Origin of the sequence: Variovorax paradoxus (genome assembly GCF_030811855.1) — a bacterium.
Taxonomy (GTDB): domain Bacteria; phylum Pseudomonadota; class Gammaproteobacteria; order Burkholderiales; family Burkholderiaceae_C; genus Variovorax; species Variovorax paradoxus_L.
Genome location: NZ_JAUSRN010000013.1, coordinates 93,694 through 108,951, shown reverse-complemented (window position 1 = coordinate 108,951; position 15,258 = coordinate 93,694). Strand labels below are relative to the sequence as shown.

Genomic DNA, 15,258 nt, shown 5'->3' with positions numbered 1-15,258 from the left:
CACCAGCGGCCCGGCAAAGCCGGCTCCGCGGTGTTTCCCGAACGGGCATCGCTTCGCTTGCCTGGCGTGACGGGTAGCGCAGTGAACAACTAGAACTACAGGACAGCACAGATATGCAGATGGAAAACTTTGCGCCGATCATGTTCGGCGGGCTGGTGCTGATCATGCTGATCGGCTTCCCGGTGGCGTTCTCGCTGGCCGCGCTGGGCATGGCGTCGGGCTTCTTCGCGATCCAGATGGGCTGGTTCCCGGCGGTGTTCATGGAGAACCTGCCGATCAACATCTTCGGCATTTTGTCGAACGACCTGTTACTGGCCATCCCGTTCTTCACCTTCATGGGCGCCATCCTCGAAAAGTGCGGGCTCGCCGAAGACATGCTCGACTCGATGGGCCAGCTGTTCGGCACCGTGAAGGGCGGCCTCGGCTACTCGGTGATCATCGTGGGCTTCATCCTCGGCGCCATCACCGGCACGGTGGCGGGCCAGGTGATTGCCATGGCGCTGATCTCGCTGCCGGTGATGATCCGCTACGGCTACAACATGCGCTATGCCACCGGCGTGCTCGCGGCGTCCGGCACCATCACGCAGCTGGTGCCGCCTTCGCTGGTGCTGATCGTCATGGCCGACCAGCTGGGCCGCTCGGTCGGCGACATGTACCGCGGCGCCTGGGGTCCTTCGATCCTTCAGGTGCTGATCTTCGCTGGCTACACCTTCATGCTCGGCGTGATCAAGCCGCATCACATTCCGGGCATTCCGAAGAGCGCCCGCACGCTGAGCGGCGCCAAGCTGTGGGCCAAGTGCCTGCGCGGCATCATCCCGTCGGCCATCCTGATTTTTGCGGTGCTGGGCTCGATGGGCGGCCTGCCGGGCATCGACACCGCCATTGCAACGCCTACCGAAGCGGGCGCCATGGGCGTGGTCGGCGCGCTGATCCTTGCGGCCATTCATAAGCGGCTGACACTGGCACTCATTTGGGAAGCCATGGTCGGCACCATGCGGCTCACCGCCATGGTGGTGTTCATCCTGATCGGCGCGCGCGTGTTCTCGCTGGTGTTCCAGGGCGTGGACGGCGCCAAGTGGGTCGAGCACCTGCTGACGGGCCTGCCGGGTGGACAGATCGGCTTTCTGATCGTCGTCAACCTGTTCATCTTCTTCCTGGCCTTCTTCCTCGACTTCTTCGAGATCGCCTTCATCATCCTGCCGATGCTGGGTCCGGTGGCGGCCAAGCTCGGCATCGATCTGGTGTGGTTCGGCGTGCTGCTGTGCGTGAACATGCAGACAAGCTTCATGCATCCGCCGTTCGGCTTTGCCCTCTTCTATTTGCGAGGCATTGCAGACACGCTGTTCAAGGAGAAACGAATCGCGAAGCCGGTGCTGTCGAACGACATCTACATGGGCGCGATTCCCTGGGTGCTGATGCAGCTGATCCTTGTCGCGATCGTGATCTTCGTGCCGCAGACGGTGACGATGTTCCTGCCCAAGGAAGAGAAGATCGATACCGACAAGGTGCAGATTGAAGTGCCTATCGACGACATGAACTCGAACTCCGGCACGGAGGGCGGCAGTGCTGGTGAAAATCCTTTTGGCGACGCGCCCAAGGAAGAGGCTCCGCCCGCACCGGGCGCCACCGAACCCGAGAAGAAGTAGCCGTTTTGGGTCCGGCACCGTTTCGTTTTGAGCCGTCGGGAGGCGACGTTGTCGAGGGCCCGGCGTTTTCGCTGCCATTCAAGCTGCTTGCAACCGTGATCGTGGGCGGCTGCGCCTTCTGGCTGGCGCAGCTCTGGTCGGTGGGTGCCTTGGGCACCGCCAAGACCGGCGGTCTCGGCTGGTTCCTTGCCGGCATTGCGCTGATGGGCTGGACCTGGTTCCACATCATGACCAGCCGCACCCGCATCGATCGGCTAGGCCTGTACCAGCGCTGGATCTGGGACAAGCAGATGGCGTTCGACGACCTCGCATTCGGCAAGTTGATCCGCGTGCGTGGGCTCGATTGGCTGATTGCGCCGCGGCTCTACGTGCGCACGCTGGTCGGCAAGTTCGCTGTCTTCTATGCGGCCACGCCGGAACTCATCGCCGAATTCGAGCGGCTGGTGGCCGAGCTCAAGCAGGCACGCAGGCTCTGAGTGCGCGGCCGTCCATACGCCGGCCACCAACTGCCCATAAAAAAACCGCGCATTGCGCGGTTTTTTTATGGCTGCCTTGAAGCTCAGAGCTTCATCGACTGCATGTAGTTGTCGAAGCGGCCTTCGGCAACGCGGAACCATGCCACCTGATCGCGCTGGAAGGCCACGAAGTCAGCATAGATCTTCTTCCATTCCGGGCTCTTGGCGCTGTTTTCTTCGTAGACCTGCAGCGAAGCTTTGTACGACGCGTCCAGAATTTCCTTGCTGAACGGCAGCAGCTTGGTCTTGGCGCCGATCAGTTGCTTGAGCGCGGTGGGGTTGCGGGCATCGTACTTTGCCAGCATGTCCTGCGCGGCCATGGCGGAAGCTGCCGCAATGATGGCCTTGTTCTCGGGCGACAGGGCATCGAAAGCCTTCTTGTTGATGAAGAAGTCGACCTCCGGGCCGCCTTCCCACCAGCCGGGGTAGTAGTAGTTCGGGGCCACCTTGTTGAAGCCGAGCTTCTGGTCGTCGTACGGGCCCACCCATTCGGCGGCGTCGATCGTGCCCTTTTCCAGCGCCTGGTAGATCTCACCGCCCGGAATGCTTTGCGGCACCACGCCGAGCTTGGTCATCACGTCGCCCACCAGGCCGCCGCCCAGGCGCATCTTCAGGCCCTTGAGGTCGGCCGGGGTCTTGATTTCCTTGCGGAACCAACCGCCCATCTGGGTGCCGGTGTTGCCGCCGTTGAAGCTCACCATGCCGTAGGTGCCGTAGAACTCGTCCATCAGCTTGCGGCCGTTGCCGTGCATCATCCACGCATTCATCTGGCGCGCGTTCATGCCGAAGGGAATGGCCGAACCGAGCGCGAAGGCGGGATTCTTGCCGTAGAAGTAGTAAGGCACCGTGTGGCAGGCTTCGACCGAACCCTGCTGCACGCCGTCGACCACGCCGAAAGCCGGCATCAGTTCGCCAGCCGCATGCACCGAGATCTCGAACTTGCCGCCCGACATGGCCTTGACCGCGTTGGAGAAAACTTCGGCGCCGCCGTAGATCGTGTCGAGCGGCTTGGGAAAGCTCGACGCGAGGCGCCAGCGGACTGCGGCTTGCGCATGGACTGCGGGCGCAATGCCGGCGGCCAGAACGCCGGCGATGCCTGCGTTTTTGATGAGGGAACGACGATCCATTGAATTCACTCCGAGTGCATTGGAAAAAACGAAACGCGGCTTGTGGCCGCGTCGACGACTTTTGTGAGTCGCAACGATTGTAAAAACGCGCTTACAGGCGATCCGCCGGGGTTTACCCTGCGACAGCGCCGAAGCGACGCGCGATCGAAGCTTGGATGCCCGCGGCATCCAGACCGATGGATGCCAGCAGCTTGCCCGGATCGCCGTGTTCAATGAAGCGGTCGGGCAGACCCAGCTGCAGCACCGGCTTCATCACATCGGCAGCCTGCAGCGCCTCGAGCACCGCACTGCCCGCGCCGCCCATGACGGAGCCTTCTTCGATCGTGACGATGGCGTCGTGCGTGCCTGCCACCTGCAGCAGCAGGTCGACGTCGAGCGGCTTGGCCCATCGCATGTTGACCACCGTGGCGTCGAGAGATTCGGCGGCGGTGAGCGCCGGGTACAGCAAGCTGCCGAACGCGAGGATGGCGATGCGCTTGCCTTCGCGGCGCACCTCGCCCTTGCCGAAGGGCAACGCGTCGAGTGCGAGATGCGGCGTCACACCGGCGCCCGCGCCACGCGGATAGCGCACGGCCACTGGGTGGTTCTGCTCGTAGGCGCTCGACAACAGCTGGCGGCATTCGCGCTCGTCGGCGGGGCAGGCAATGCTCATGTTGGGAATGCAGCGCAAAAACGAGATGTCGTACGCGCCCGCGTGCGTGGCGCCGTCGGCCCCCACAAGGCCCGCGCGGTCGAGTGCGAACACCACCGGCAGGTTCTGGATCGCGACGTCGTGGATGAGCTGGTCATACGCGCGCTGCAGAAAGGTCGAGTAGATCGCCACCACGGGCTTCAGGCCCTCGCAGGCCAGGCCGGCCGCGAACGTGACCGCGTGCTGCTCGGCTATTCCGACGTCGTAATAGCGATCCGGGAATCGCTTCTCGAATTCGACCAGGCCCGAGCCTTCGCGCATGGCGGGCGTGATGCCCACCAGCCGGCCGTCGTGCGCCGCCATGTCGCACAGCCACTGGCCGAAGACCTGCGTAAAGGTCTGCTTCGCGACGGCGGCGGACTTGACCAGCCCAATCTGCGGATCGAACTTGCCAGGGCCGTGATAGGCCACCGGATCGGCCTCGGCAAGCTTGTAGCCCTGCCCCTTCTTGGTGACCACGTGCAGGAACTGCGGACCGTCGAGATGCTTGAGGTTCTCGAGCGTGGGCACCAGAGAATCGAGGTCGTGGCCGTCGATAGGCCCGACGTAGTTGAAGCCGAACTGCTCGAACAGCGTGGCCGGCACGACCATGCCCTTGGCATGCTGCTCGAAGCGCTTGGCCAGCTCGAACAGCGGCGGGGCCGCGCGCAGCACGGTCTTGCCGACGTTCTTGGCGGCGGCGTAGAAATTGCCGCTCATCAACTGCGCGAGATAGCGGTTGAGCGCGCCCACCGGCGGGCTGATCGACATGTCGTTGTCGTTCAGGATCACCAGCAGCTTGCAGTCGCACACGCCAGCGTTGTTGAGCGCCTCGAAGGCCATGCCGGCCGTGAGCGCGCCGTCGCCGATGATGGCGACTGTGTGGCGGTCTTCGCCCTTCTGCTTGGCCGCCATGGCCATGCCGAGCGCGGCCGAGATGCTGGTCGACGAATGCGCGGTGCCGAAGGTGTCGTATTCGCTCTCGCTGCGCTGCGGAAAGCCCGAGATGCCGCCGATCTGCCGCAGCGTGGGCATGCGTTCGCGCCGGCCGGTGAGTATCTTGTGCGGATAGGTCTGGTGGCCCACGTCCCACACCAGCCGGTCGTGCGGCGTGTTGAACACATGGTGCAGCGCGACCGTGAGCTCGACCGTGCCGAGGTTGGAGCTCAGGTGGCCGCCGGTGCGGGAGACGTTGTCGAGCACGCAGGCGCGCACCTCGTCGGACAGCTGCCTGAGCTGGGCGCGGTCGTAGTGGCGGATCGGCGACGGATCGTGAAGCGTGGGAAGCAGCGGTGCCATGGAATCGTCGTGGTTCTTCTTATCCATCTGTGAACAGTTCATCGGTCGCGGTCGACGACCATGTGGGCCAGCGCGCGCAGTGCCGCGGTGTCCGCAAGGCCGCTACGGCCGAGCGCCGCAAGCGCTTCGTCAAGCAGCTGCCGTGCCTGCGAACGCGCACCATCGAGACCCCAGAGCGAAACGTAGGTGGGCTTGTCGGCGGCCGCATCCTTGCCGGCCGTCTTCCCCAGAGTTTGCGAATCGGCCGTGACGTCGAGGATGTCGTCGACCACCTGGAACGCCAGGCCAATGGCGGCACCGTAGTCGCGCAGCGCATCCAGTGCCGCGGGTGCGATGGCGCCAGCGCAGGCCGCTCCCATCTCGACGCTGCCCTGCAGCAGCGCGCCGGTCTTGAGGCGGTGCATTTCGCGCAGCTGCGCTTCGCTGAGCGCCATGCCGACGCTGGCAAGGTCGATGGCCTGGCCGCCCGCCATGCCCTGGCTGCCCGCGGCGCGCGCGAGCAAGCGGCACAGCGTGGCCTGGATCGACGCGGGAATTTCGTCGCCGTCGGGCGTGAGCAGTTCGAAGGCCAGGGCCTGCAACGCGTCACCAGCCAATAGCGCATCGGCCTCGCCGAACTTGACGTGCACCGTCGGCTTGCCTCGGCGCAGCACGTCGTTGTCCATGCTCGGCAAATCGTCATGCACCAGCGAGTAGGCGTGAATCAGTTCCGTTGCGCAGGCTGCGCGCAGGGCCGCGGCCGCATTGCCGCCGACCGCTTCGCTTGCAGCCAGCACCAGAAGCGGACGCAGCCGCTTGCCGCCGTCGAGCACCGCATAGCGCATGGCATCGCCGAGCAGCACCGGCGCATCGACACCGACCCAGCGCGAAAGCGCCGCCTCGACACGCGCAAGGTGCGGCTCGCTCCAGTTGGCCAGCCGCGCGGCGTCCCACTCCATTGTTGCGGCGCTCATTGTTGCCCCCACGCTCGTCAATGCGTGTACTTCGCTGCCCCCCAAGGGGGCGCTCGCGCCTTCGGACGGCCGTGCGGCGCTCATTCCGCAGTCCAGGGCTTGAGACTCCCCGCGTCGAGCACCTTGATCTGGTCTTCGACCGCCTGGAGCTTTTCGCGACAGAAGGCGAGCAGTGCGGCGCCGCGCTGATAGCTGACGAGCAGCTGGTCGAGCGGCAGTTGTCCGGACTCGAGTTCTGCAACCAATTGTTCCAACTCCTGGAGCCCGGCTTCGTAGCTGGCCGGCAGCGGCCCCGTGTCGGGCATTGCGGCCGGGCTGGACGTGGCGGAAGAAGGAACCTTGGGCATGCGGGCGAACGAATGTGAAATCAAGCATTTTAGGTCGGGGAACCAAAGGGGCGCCGGCCGACCCGAAGCATGTGACGGATGCTGGTCAACGGGACCATGGCACCGGCCATGGCCAATCGGCGAGGGCATGTAAAAAGCCATCGGCGCTGCGGTGCCCCCTTGGGTACAATGCCAGCTTCCCTTGCCGGCCGCCCCGGCACAACTCTTCGGGCCGTCGCCCTTTCGGACTCCAGTCGGCGCCTTCCGTTTTTTTCTTTTTTCTCCCTGTGGGGAGCTTGGTCAGGTCCTCCATGTCTGATTTAAGTCTTCAACTGCAGCAGGCCGCGAGCCAACTTCCAGTTTCCGCGTACTTCGACGAGTCGCTCTACGCGCGCGAAATGCAAACGCTGTTCGCGCAAGGGCCGCGCTACGTGGGCCACCGGCTCGCGGTGCCCGAGCTCGGCAACTACCACACCCTGCCGCAAGAGCACCAGGGCCGCGCGCTCGTGCACACGCCCAAGGGTGTCGAACTCATTTCGAACGTGTGCCGCCACCGGCAGGCGCTGATCCTGCAGGGCCGCGGCCAGCTCGACAACCAGACCGGCGGCAACATCGTCTGCCCGCTGCACCGCTGGACCTATGCGGCCGCCGATCCGCGCGCCACGGGCACGCTCATTGGTGCGCCGCATTTCGACCAGGACCCCTGCCTCAACCTGCACAACTATCCGCTCACCGAGTGGAACGGCCTGCTGTTCGAAGGTGGCCCGAACGGCGTGGGCCGCGACGTGGCGGCCGACATGGCCGAACTCGGCCCGCGCGCCGACCTGGACTTCACGGGCTATGCGCTCGACCGGGTGGAGCTGCACGAGTGCAACTACAACTGGAAGACCTTCATCGAGGTCTATCTCGAGGACTACCACGTCGGTCCGTTCCACCCCGGCCTTGGCAGCTTCGTCACCTGCGACGACCTGCGTTGGGAGTTCAACCGCAACTTCTCGGTGCAGACGGTGGGCGTGGCCAACCGGCTGGGCCGCGCGGGCAGCCCCATCTACCAGAAGTGGCAGGAGCAGCTGCTCAAGTACCGCGAGGGCAAGCCGCCCAAGTACGGCGCCATCTGGCTCACCTATTACCCGCACGTGATGGTCGAGTGGTATCCGCACGTGCTCACGGTGTCGACGCTGCATCCGGTGAGCCCCACCAAAACGCTCAACATGGTCGAGTTCTTCTACCCCGAGGAAATCGTCGCCTTCGAGCGCGAGTTCGTCGAAGCCCAGCAGGCGGCCTACATGGAAACCTGCGTGGAAGACGACGAGATCGCCGAGCGCATGGACGCCGGCCGCCGCGCGCTCATGCTGCGCGGCGACGACGAGAGCGGCCCCTACCAAAGCCCGATGGAAGACGGCATGCAGCAGTTCCACGAGTGGTACCGCAGCGCAATGCAGAACGCCTGAACACATAGTGCAAGCACTCTGGATGGTGCTGGGCGCCTTCTTGTTCGCCACCATGAGCGTGGTCGTCAAGGTGGCATCGGCCTGGTTCAACAGCGGCGAAATGGTGCTCGGACGCGGCCTGATCGGCATCGTGTTCTTGTGGCTTCTGTCGCGCAACCGCGGTGTCTCGCTGGCCACCCGCTACCCCGGCATGCACGCCTGGCGCAGCACCATTGGCGTGGTGTCGCTCGGCGCATGGTTCTACGCCATTGCCCACATGCCGCTGGCCACGGCCGTCACGCTCAACTACATGAGCAGCGTCTGGATCGCGGCCTTCCTGGTCGGCGGCGCGCTGCTCGCGTGGGTGCCGGTGCCCGGCCGCGACGGCCGCGTGCAGCGCCCACCGCTGCAGGGGCCCCTGGTGCTGACGGTGCTCGCGGGCTTCATCGGCGTGGTGCTGATGCTCAAGCCCTCGGTCAACGCCAACGAAGGTTTCGCGGGCCTGCTAGGCCTGCTCTCGGGGCTCACGGCGGCGTTTGCCTACATGCAGGTGGTGGCGCTGTCGCGCATCGGCGAACCCGAACTGCGCACCGTCTTCTATTTTGCGGTGGGCTCGGCTGTGGCGGGCGCTTTTGCGACCGCCGCAACCGGGTTTTCGGGCGGGGATTCGTGGACGTGGCAGCATGCGCTATGGCTACTGCCGATCGGCCTTTTGGCGGCTCTCGGCCAGCTTTGCATGACGCGTGCCTATGCGACGGCCAAGACCCAGGCGGGTACGCTGGTGGTAGCCAATCTGCAGTATTCCGGTATCGTCTTTGCAGCGTTCTACAGTGTGGTGCTGTTCGACGACCGCATCGACGCCGCCGGCTGGGCCGGCATGGCGCTCATCATCGTGAGCGGCATCGCAGCCACCGTGCTGCGCCAGCGCGCGGTACCGAAGGCGCCAGCCGAAGAACACTGAACCGCATCGTATTCATCGACAACGAAGGAGCCGCACCATGTACACCACCCTCGTCAGCGTCGAACAACTCCGGCAGCTGCAGGCCGCCAAAGCGCCCCTCATGGTCTTCGACTGCAGCTTCGACCTCATGAAGCCCGAGGCAGGCGCACAGCAATATGCGGCCACGCACATCCCCGGCGCCGTGTATGCGAACCTCGACTCCGACCTCAGCGCGAAGCACGGCATGCCGGGTGCGCAGGGCGACGTGGTGGTTGCACAGGAGGACGGCGTGCCGGCCTCGGGCGGTCGCCATCCGCTGCCGAGCCGCGAGAAGTTCGCGGCCTGGTTGTCAAGCGTCGGCTTTTCCAACGACATGCAGGCTGTGGTGTACGACCGCAATGGCACCAATTACTGCGGCCGGCTCTGGTGGATGCTCAAGTGGATGGGCCACGATGCAGTGGCCGTGCTCGACGGGGGCCTGCAGGCATGGCAAGCGGCGGGCGGCGAAGTCACGAACCGCGAAGAGCCGACGCACTTCCAGTCGAACTTCGTGCCGGGCGAGCCGCTGGCCAAGCTCGTGACCACCGACGCCGTAGTGCGCCGGCTCGGCCAGTCTGACCAGAACCTGATCGACGCGCGAGCCGCCGCACGATATCGCGGAGAGGTGGAACCTCTGGACCCGATTGCGGGTCACATCCCCGGGGCTCTCAATCGGCCCTTCGCCGAAAACCTCGGCCCCGACGGCAAGTTCAAGCCGGCATCGCAATTGCGTGCCGAGTTCGAAGCGCTGCTCGCGGGACGCGATCCGGCGACGGTCGTCCACCAATGCGGCAGCGGCGTGAGCGCTGTGCCCAACCTGCTTGCAATGCAGATCGCGGGACTGGGGACCACCGCGCTCTATGCCGGCAGCTGGAGCGAGTGGAGCAACACGCCGGGGCTGCCGACCCGGCAAGGCGCAGAACCATGAACCAGACCCGACTTCGACGACGCATCTCGTCCGGCTTCGCAATTGCCGCGGCCTTGTTGGCGGCAGCCCCCTTTCTTTCGGCACAGGCGCAGCAGCAGCATGCCCACGTGCACGGCCAGATCAAGCTCGACGTGGCCATCGACGGCCCCACTGTCGTGATCAACATGGAATCGCCGCTCGACAACATCGTGGGCTTCGAGCGCGCACCCAAGACCGATGCCGAGAAGAAGACCGCCGAAGACGCCATTGCCCAGCTGCGCGCGGCGGACAAGCTCTTTGCCATCGACCCGGCGGCCAACTGCAAGCTCGGTCCGGTCGACCTGCGCTCCAGCGCCCTTGGCCTCGGCAAGCCGGATGCGAGCGAGCCCGAGGGGCATGCGGATCTCGACGCGACCTTCTCTTTCAACTGCACCAGTGCGGCCTCGGCAAAGTTCATCGACGTGAATCTTTTTGCCGCCTTCAAGGGCACGCGCCAGATCGATTCGCAGATCGCTTCGGCGCAAGGCCAGTTCAAGCGCCAGCTCAAGCGCCCCGCCGGTGCTCAGGCCGCACAGCCGGTGCGCTTGAGTTGGGGCAAGTAAGGCCGTGAGCACCGCCCCACAGGGCGAGTCGTCGGCACTGCGCGTGGTGCTCGCCGTCGAAGCGCTGCGCTTCGCGTGGCCCGGCATGAAGGCGCCGTGCATCGACATCGAGGCCTTTCGCATCACGGCCGGCGAATCTGTCTTTCTGCACGGACCGAGCGGCTGCGGCAAGAGCACGCTGCTGTCCCTGCTGGCCGGCGTGCTGGTGGCCGACGAAGGCCGCGTCACGCTGCTGGGGCATGACTGGTCGCAGCTCTCCGGTGCCGCGCGCGACCGCAGCCGCGTGGCACACGTGGGTTATATCTTTCAGCAGTTCAACCTGCTGCCGTACCTGAGCGTGCTCGACAACGTGCTGCTGCCCTGCCGCTTCTCGCAGCGGCGCGAGTCGCAGGCCGCGCGCGGTGGCAGCTCGCGTGAACAAGCGGAACACCTGCTCGACCAGATGGGACTCGACCCACATCTATGGAAACGACAGGCGATGCAGCTGTCGGTGGGCCAGCAGCAGCGCGTGGCCGCGGCACGCGCGCTCATTGGCCAACCCGAAGTGGTGATTGCCGACGAACCCACCTCCGCGCTCGATGAAGACCGGCGCGAAGCCTTTCTCGACGTGCTGCTGACGGCCTGCGCCGTGAACCACAGCGCGCTCGTTTTCGTGAGCCACGACCAGCGCATTGCGCAGCGCTTTGCACGGCATGTGCTGCTGCCCGAAATCAACCGGGCCGCTTCGGTCTCGATGGCGGTGGACGCGTGAAGGCCTGCCGATGAGAGCACTTTTTTCGATCGCTTGGCACAGCGCCTGGAACCGGCGCTTCACGCTGGCGCTCACGGTGTTCTCGATCGCACTGTCGACCTTTCTGCTGCTCGGCGTCGAACGCATTCGCACCGAGCTGCGCGAGAACTTCGCATCGTCGGTCTCGGGCACCGACCTGATCGTGGGCGCTCGCACGGGCTCCACGCAACTGCTGCTGTATTCGGTGTTCCGCATCGGCGCGGCCACCAACAACATCTCGTGGAAGAGCGTGCAAGCGCTGGCTGCGCACCAGGGCGTCGACTGGGTGGTGCCGCTTTCGCTGGGCGACTCGCATCGCGGCTTCGCGGTGCTTGCTACTTCGCCCGAATACTTCACCCGTTTTCGCTATGGCGACCGCCAGCAGCTGAAGCTGCGCGAAGGCAAGCCCTTCAGCGAGCTGTTCGACGCGGTGGTGGGGGCCGAAGTGGCGGACAAGCTCGGCTATCACGTCGGCCGAAAGATCACGCTCGCGCACGGCAGCGGCGAGCTCAACACGGCCGAACATGCCGACAAGCCCTTCACGGTGGTCGGCGTGCTCGCGCGCACCGGCACGCCGGTCGATCGCACGGTGCACATCGGGCTCGAAGCAATGGAAGCCATCCACCTCGAATGGGTGGGCGGCGCGCCGATGCCGGGCGTAAAGATTCCGGCCGAGCAGGTGCGCAAGTTCGACCTCACGCCGAAGAACGTGACGGCCGCTCTCGTTGGTTTGAAAAATCGCTCCGCGGTGTTCGGCGTGCAGCGCTGGATTTCGACTTACACCGGCGAACCGCTGATGGCCATCCTGCCGGGCGTGGCGCTGGACGAACTGTGGAGCGTGATCGGCATCGGCGAAAACGCACTGCTGTTGATGTCGGCGCTGGTTGCGCTCGTAAGTCTCGCGGGCCTTGTCTCCGTGGTGATGGCAGGCTTGAATGAAAGGCGGCGCGAACTGGCCGTGCTGCGCGCCGTGGGCGCCAGCCTGCGCCATGTGCTGGCACTGCTTGCGCTCGAAGGCGCCATGGTCACCGTGCTGGGGGTGGCCTTTGGCGTGGTGATGGCCGTGCTCGGCATCGCCCTGCTCGCGCCATGGCTGCAGTCGCAGTTCGGACTGACATTGAGCCTTTCAGAACCTACACTGAACGAATGGCTGCTGATGGGAAGCCTTCTGGTGGCGGGTTGGTTTGCAAGCCTTCTGCCCGGCATCCGTGCCTACCGGCTCTCATTGGCCGACGGCCTCTCACCGAGGATTTGAAACCATGCGCATCGCAAAGAAGACACCTACGCTCCGAGCTTTTTCCCGGCTTTCGATGCTGCTCGCCGGCGCCGGCCTCGCTGCCGCCACATGGGCCGCCGAACCCGCGCCCAAGGACACGACCGCATCGAACCCGCTTGGCGGCAAGGCTGCACCGCCCGCCGCAGCCAAGGCCGCGCCGGGCCAGCCGCGCCAGATTACCTGGGAAGAGCTGGTGCCCAAGGACTGGGATCCGGCCAAGGAATTCAAGGGCATGGACCTGAGCGCGCTCAACGACGGCGACCCGCGCGCCAACGAGCTGCTCATGAAGATGCAGGAGGTGTCGAACAACGCGCCGACCAATCCGGCCATGAACGGCGCGGACATCAAGATCCCGGGATTCATCGTGCCGCTCGAAGAGGCCAAGGGCGAGGTGACCGAGTTTCTGCTCGTACCCTATTTCGGCGCCTGCATCCACACGCCGCCGCCGCCGGCCAACCAGATCCTGCACGTGGTCACGCCAAAGGGCGCCAAGTTCCGCGCCATGGACACCGTGTGGGTCACCGGCAAGCTGCAAACCCTACGCAACGATTCGATGATGGGCGTGAGCGGCTATCACGTGAATGCGACCAGCGTCACCAAGTACGCGGGCGGCGCCAAGTAACCTGTGGCTCTGCGCCGACAAGGCGGGCGGCGCAGCACCGACACAGACCGTTGCATCGTCGATGCAAGCTGGCGTCGTCGCCACCGGTGGCGCGCCGTTGAAGAGTTTCGAGGGCGTGACCTCTACGCCCACAGGAACTTTAGATGACAACATCATTTCGCCGCACGCCCGCCACGCGGCTCTTGACGATCACGCTGTGCATCGGCGCGCTCGCCATCGCCGGCTGCAACAAGACCAACACCGCGCCCGCTGTTCAGGCACCTACCTCTCCAGCGGCCGTTGCACCCGCGCCTGCACCTGCACCCCCGCCGGTCGCTCCAGCGCCTGCAGCCTTCACGCCACCGTCGGCCGAGCAGCTCTATCAGCTCGTCGCGCCCATCGCGCTGTATCCCGACAAGCTGGTGGCGCAGGTATTGGCCGGCTCAACTTATCCCGACCAGATCACTGCCGCGCATGGCTGGCTCGCGCAGAACGCAGCGCTCAGGGGCGGACCGCTCGCTGACGCAGCCAACCAGCAGCCTTGGGATCCGAGCGTCAAGTCGCTCACCGCATTCCGCCCGGTGCTGGACCAGATGGCTGGCAACATCGCGTGGACCGAGGCGCTCGGCCGGGCCTACTACAACGATCCGGCCGACGTGATGAACGCCATCCAGGTCATGCGCCAGCGCGCATCGGCGGCGGGCCGACTGAAGAACAATAACAAGCTGCGCGTTGCGAGCGCATCGGCGCCGCCTCATTACACGCCGGCGCCCGACATGCAGCCGGTTTATGCCGGCCCAGCCGTGATCGAGCCTCCACCGCAGTTCATCACCATCGAGCCCGCGCAGCCCGACGTGGTGTACGTGCCGAGCTACGACCCAGAGCGGATCTACGGCGAGCCGGTGCCCGTGTACCCCGGCTATGCCTATGCCCGGCCCGTCGAGGCCGCGCCCGGCTACAGCCGTGGCCAAGTGGCGGCGGCCGGTGCGTTCACCTTCGGACTCGGCGTGGTCGTGGGGGCCGCGCTCGAACGCCACGACTGGGGCTGGCGTTCATGGGACGTGAACTGGGGCGCGCCGCGCTACCGCGACAGCGACCGGAACCGCGCAGTGCAACCGGCCTACGCCCGGCCCGCCGTGGTCTACAACAACAGCACGTACATCTCGCGTTCGACGACGGTGGTCAACAACGTGCGGAACGTCTACAACACCAACAACAACGCGCCGCGAGGCGTGCCGCCTGGCGCCCCCGCCGCCAATTTCGCGGGCGCTCCGGGCCTGGCGCAGCAACGAAACGCGCAGCTGGTGCAGCAGGAGCAACAACAACAGCAAGCACGTCAGCAGCAGCAGCAGGCCTTCATGCGCCAGCAGCAGGAGCAGCAACAAGCCGGGCAACAGGCGCAGCAGTTGCAGGCACGCCAACGCCAGCAAGAACAACAGGAGCGACAGACTCGTCTGCAGCAGCAACAGCAACAAGACCGGATGCAGCGCCAGCAAGCGCAACAGACGCAACAGGCGCAGCAACAGGCGCAGCAACAGGCGCAGCAGCAAGCACAGCAACAGGAGCGGCAGGCAAGGCAGCAGGCGCGCAATGCCCCTCAGCAAGCACCGCAAGCCCGGCTTCAACAACAGCAGCAGGACCAGGCGCGGCAACAACAGGCCCAGCAGCAACAGGCGCGCGTTGCCAGCCAGCAGGCTCAACGGCAACAGCAGCAACAGGCCATGCAGGCGCGCCAGCAACAAAGGCAGTCGGCGCAACAGGAGCAAGCACGACGACAGCAGATGCAGCAGCAACAGCAAGCCCAGCAGCAGGCCCGCATGGTCCAGCAACAGCAGGTTCAACAACAGCGCGCTCAACAGCAGCAGGCTCGACAGCAGCAGATGCAGCGGCAACAGGAGCAGCAGCAGGCCCGACAACAGCAGCAGCAAGAGCAGATGCAGCGGCAGCAGCAACAGGCGCAAGCGGCGCGACAACAACAGCAACAGCAACAGCATCAACAGCGCCAACAGCAGCAGCAGGCGCAGCAGGCGCAGCAGCAGCAGATCCGCCAGCAACAGCAACAGGCCCAGCAGCACGCGGCCACTGCCGCGGCGGCAGCCCATCGACGCCCGCCCGGCCGACCGGGCGAACCGCAGAAGGATCAGCCCTGAGGGGCGGG

Annotated in this window: 14 protein-coding genes; 10 read left to right on the top strand and 4 right to left on the bottom strand. The window is 65.4% G+C overall.

Translation table 11 applies throughout. The features are described 5' to 3' along the window. The first annotated feature begins 113 nt into the window (after window positions 1-113). Window positions 114-1,646 (top strand): TRAP transporter large permease, encoded by a 1,533-nt coding sequence (locus J2X92_RS22410; RefSeq protein WP_307578856.1) that lies wholly within the window; start codon window positions 114-116, stop codon window positions 1,644-1,646. A 5-nt stretch (window positions 1,647-1,651) separates the two neighbouring features. Continuing rightward, on the top strand, window positions 1,652-2,122 hold the full coding sequence (locus tag J2X92_RS22405) for a hypothetical protein (RefSeq protein ID WP_307578853.1): 471 nt from the start codon (window positions 1,652-1,654) through the stop codon (window positions 2,120-2,122). A gap of 83 nt (window positions 2,123-2,205) precedes the next feature. Here the strand turns inward: J2X92_RS22405 and J2X92_RS22400 are convergent, their stop codons facing one another. The 4 genes from J2X92_RS22400 to J2X92_RS22385 form a co-directional block, all read right to left on the bottom strand. Further along, window positions 2,206-3,288 (bottom strand): TRAP transporter substrate-binding protein, encoded by a 1,083-nt coding sequence (locus J2X92_RS22400; RefSeq protein ID WP_307578851.1) that lies wholly within the window; start codon window positions 3,286-3,288, stop codon window positions 2,206-2,208. A 112-nt stretch (window positions 3,289-3,400) separates the two neighbouring features. Further along, entirely contained in the window at window positions 3,401-5,257 is a 1,857-nt protein-coding gene (gene dxs, locus J2X92_RS22395; protein WP_307578849.1) for a 1-deoxy-D-xylulose-5-phosphate synthase, read from the bottom strand. Window positions 5,258-5,295: 38 nt separating this feature from the next. Further along, entirely contained in the window at window positions 5,296-6,210 is a 915-nt protein-coding gene (locus J2X92_RS22390; RefSeq protein WP_307578847.1) for a polyprenyl synthetase family protein, read from the bottom strand. 80 nt (window positions 6,211-6,290) lie between these two features. Then, window positions 6,291-6,557 (bottom strand): exodeoxyribonuclease VII small subunit, encoded by a 267-nt coding sequence (locus J2X92_RS22385; protein WP_307578845.1) that lies wholly within the window; start codon window positions 6,555-6,557, stop codon window positions 6,291-6,293. Between the two features lie 290 nt (window positions 6,558-6,847). Here J2X92_RS22385 and J2X92_RS22380 point away from each other — a divergent pair, with 290 nt between their 5' ends. The 8 genes from J2X92_RS22380 to J2X92_RS22345 all read left to right on the top strand — a co-directional run bounded on the left by J2X92_RS22380 (window position 6,848) and on the right by J2X92_RS22345 (window position 15,250). Further along, the gene (locus tag J2X92_RS22380) at window positions 6,848-7,987 is read left to right on the top strand and encodes an aromatic ring-hydroxylating oxygenase subunit alpha (protein WP_307578843.1); all 1,140 of its coding nucleotides are present in this window, start codon (window positions 6,848-6,850) and stop codon (window positions 7,985-7,987) included. Window positions 7,988-8,009: 22 nt separating this feature from the next. Continuing rightward, a complete protein-coding gene (locus tag J2X92_RS22375; RefSeq protein WP_307578992.1) occupies window positions 8,010-8,927 on the top strand; it encodes a DMT family transporter in 918 nt (305 codons plus the stop codon). Window positions 8,928-8,964: 37 nt separating this feature from the next. Next, the gene (locus J2X92_RS22370) at window positions 8,965-9,873 is read left to right on the top strand and encodes a sulfurtransferase (RefSeq protein WP_307578841.1); all 909 of its coding nucleotides are present in this window, start codon (window positions 8,965-8,967) and stop codon (window positions 9,871-9,873) included. Next, window positions 9,870-10,454, top strand: a complete 585-nt coding sequence (locus J2X92_RS22365; protein WP_307578840.1) for a DUF2796 domain-containing protein — start codon at window positions 9,870-9,872, stop codon at window positions 10,452-10,454. Before J2X92_RS22370 ends, J2X92_RS22365 begins: the two co-directional genes overlap by 4 nt. Window positions 10,455-10,458: 4 nt before the next feature. Next, window positions 10,459-11,205 carry an ABC transporter ATP-binding protein gene (locus tag J2X92_RS22360; protein ID WP_307578838.1) on the top strand — a complete coding sequence of 249 codons (747 nt, stop codon included), beginning with the start codon at window positions 10,459-10,461 and terminating at the stop codon, window positions 11,203-11,205. A 10-nt stretch (window positions 11,206-11,215) separates the two neighbouring features. After that, window positions 11,216-12,478: an ABC transporter permease gene (locus J2X92_RS22355; protein WP_307578836.1), complete on the top strand. Its 1,263-nt coding sequence runs from the start codon at window positions 11,216-11,218 to the stop codon at window positions 12,476-12,478. A gap of 4 nt (window positions 12,479-12,482) precedes the next feature. Then, on the top strand, window positions 12,483-13,121 hold the full coding sequence (locus J2X92_RS22350) for a DUF3299 domain-containing protein (protein ID WP_093018484.1): 639 nt from the start codon (window positions 12,483-12,485) through the stop codon (window positions 13,119-13,121). Window positions 13,122-13,264: 143 nt separating this feature from the next. Then, entirely contained in the window at window positions 13,265-15,250 is a 1,986-nt protein-coding gene (locus tag J2X92_RS22345; protein WP_307578834.1) for a DUF3300 domain-containing protein, read from the top strand. Window positions 15,251-15,258 lie beyond the last annotated feature (8 nt).

What these genes read in the sequence shown, in the direction of transcription:
- J2X92_RS22410 (WP_307578856.1), top strand. Translation starts at nt 114, where the DNA reads ATGCAGATGGAAAACTTTGCGCCGATCATGTTCGGCGGGCTGGTGCTG.
- J2X92_RS22400 (WP_307578851.1), bottom strand. Translation starts at nt 3,288, where the DNA reads ATGGATCGTCGTTCCCTCATCAAAAACGCAGGCATCGCCGGCGTTCTG.
- dxs (WP_307578849.1), bottom strand. Translation starts at nt 5,257, where the DNA reads ATGGCACCGCTGCTTCCCACGCTTCACGATCCGTCGCCGATCCGCCAC.
- J2X92_RS22390 (WP_307578847.1), bottom strand. Translation starts at nt 6,210, where the DNA reads ATGAGCGCCGCAACAATGGAGTGGGACGCCGCGCGGCTGGCCAACTGG.
- J2X92_RS22385 (WP_307578845.1), bottom strand. Translation starts at nt 6,557, where the DNA reads ATGCCCAAGGTTCCTTCTTCCGCCACGTCCAGCCCGGCCGCAATGCCC.
- J2X92_RS22380 (WP_307578843.1), top strand. Translation starts at nt 6,848, where the DNA reads ATGTCTGATTTAAGTCTTCAACTGCAGCAGGCCGCGAGCCAACTTCCA.
- J2X92_RS22375 (WP_307578992.1), top strand. Translation starts at nt 8,010, where the DNA reads ATGGTGCTGGGCGCCTTCTTGTTCGCCACCATGAGCGTGGTCGTCAAG.
- J2X92_RS22370 (WP_307578841.1), top strand. Translation starts at nt 8,965, where the DNA reads ATGTACACCACCCTCGTCAGCGTCGAACAACTCCGGCAGCTGCAGGCC.
- J2X92_RS22365 (WP_307578840.1), top strand. Translation starts at nt 9,870, where the DNA reads ATGAACCAGACCCGACTTCGACGACGCATCTCGTCCGGCTTCGCAATT.
- J2X92_RS22355 (WP_307578836.1), top strand. Translation starts at nt 11,216, where the DNA reads ATGAGAGCACTTTTTTCGATCGCTTGGCACAGCGCCTGGAACCGGCGC.
- J2X92_RS22350 (WP_093018484.1), top strand. Translation starts at nt 12,483, where the DNA reads ATGCGCATCGCAAAGAAGACACCTACGCTCCGAGCTTTTTCCCGGCTT.
- J2X92_RS22345 (WP_307578834.1), top strand. Translation starts at nt 13,265, where the DNA reads ATGACAACATCATTTCGCCGCACGCCCGCCACGCGGCTCTTGACGATC.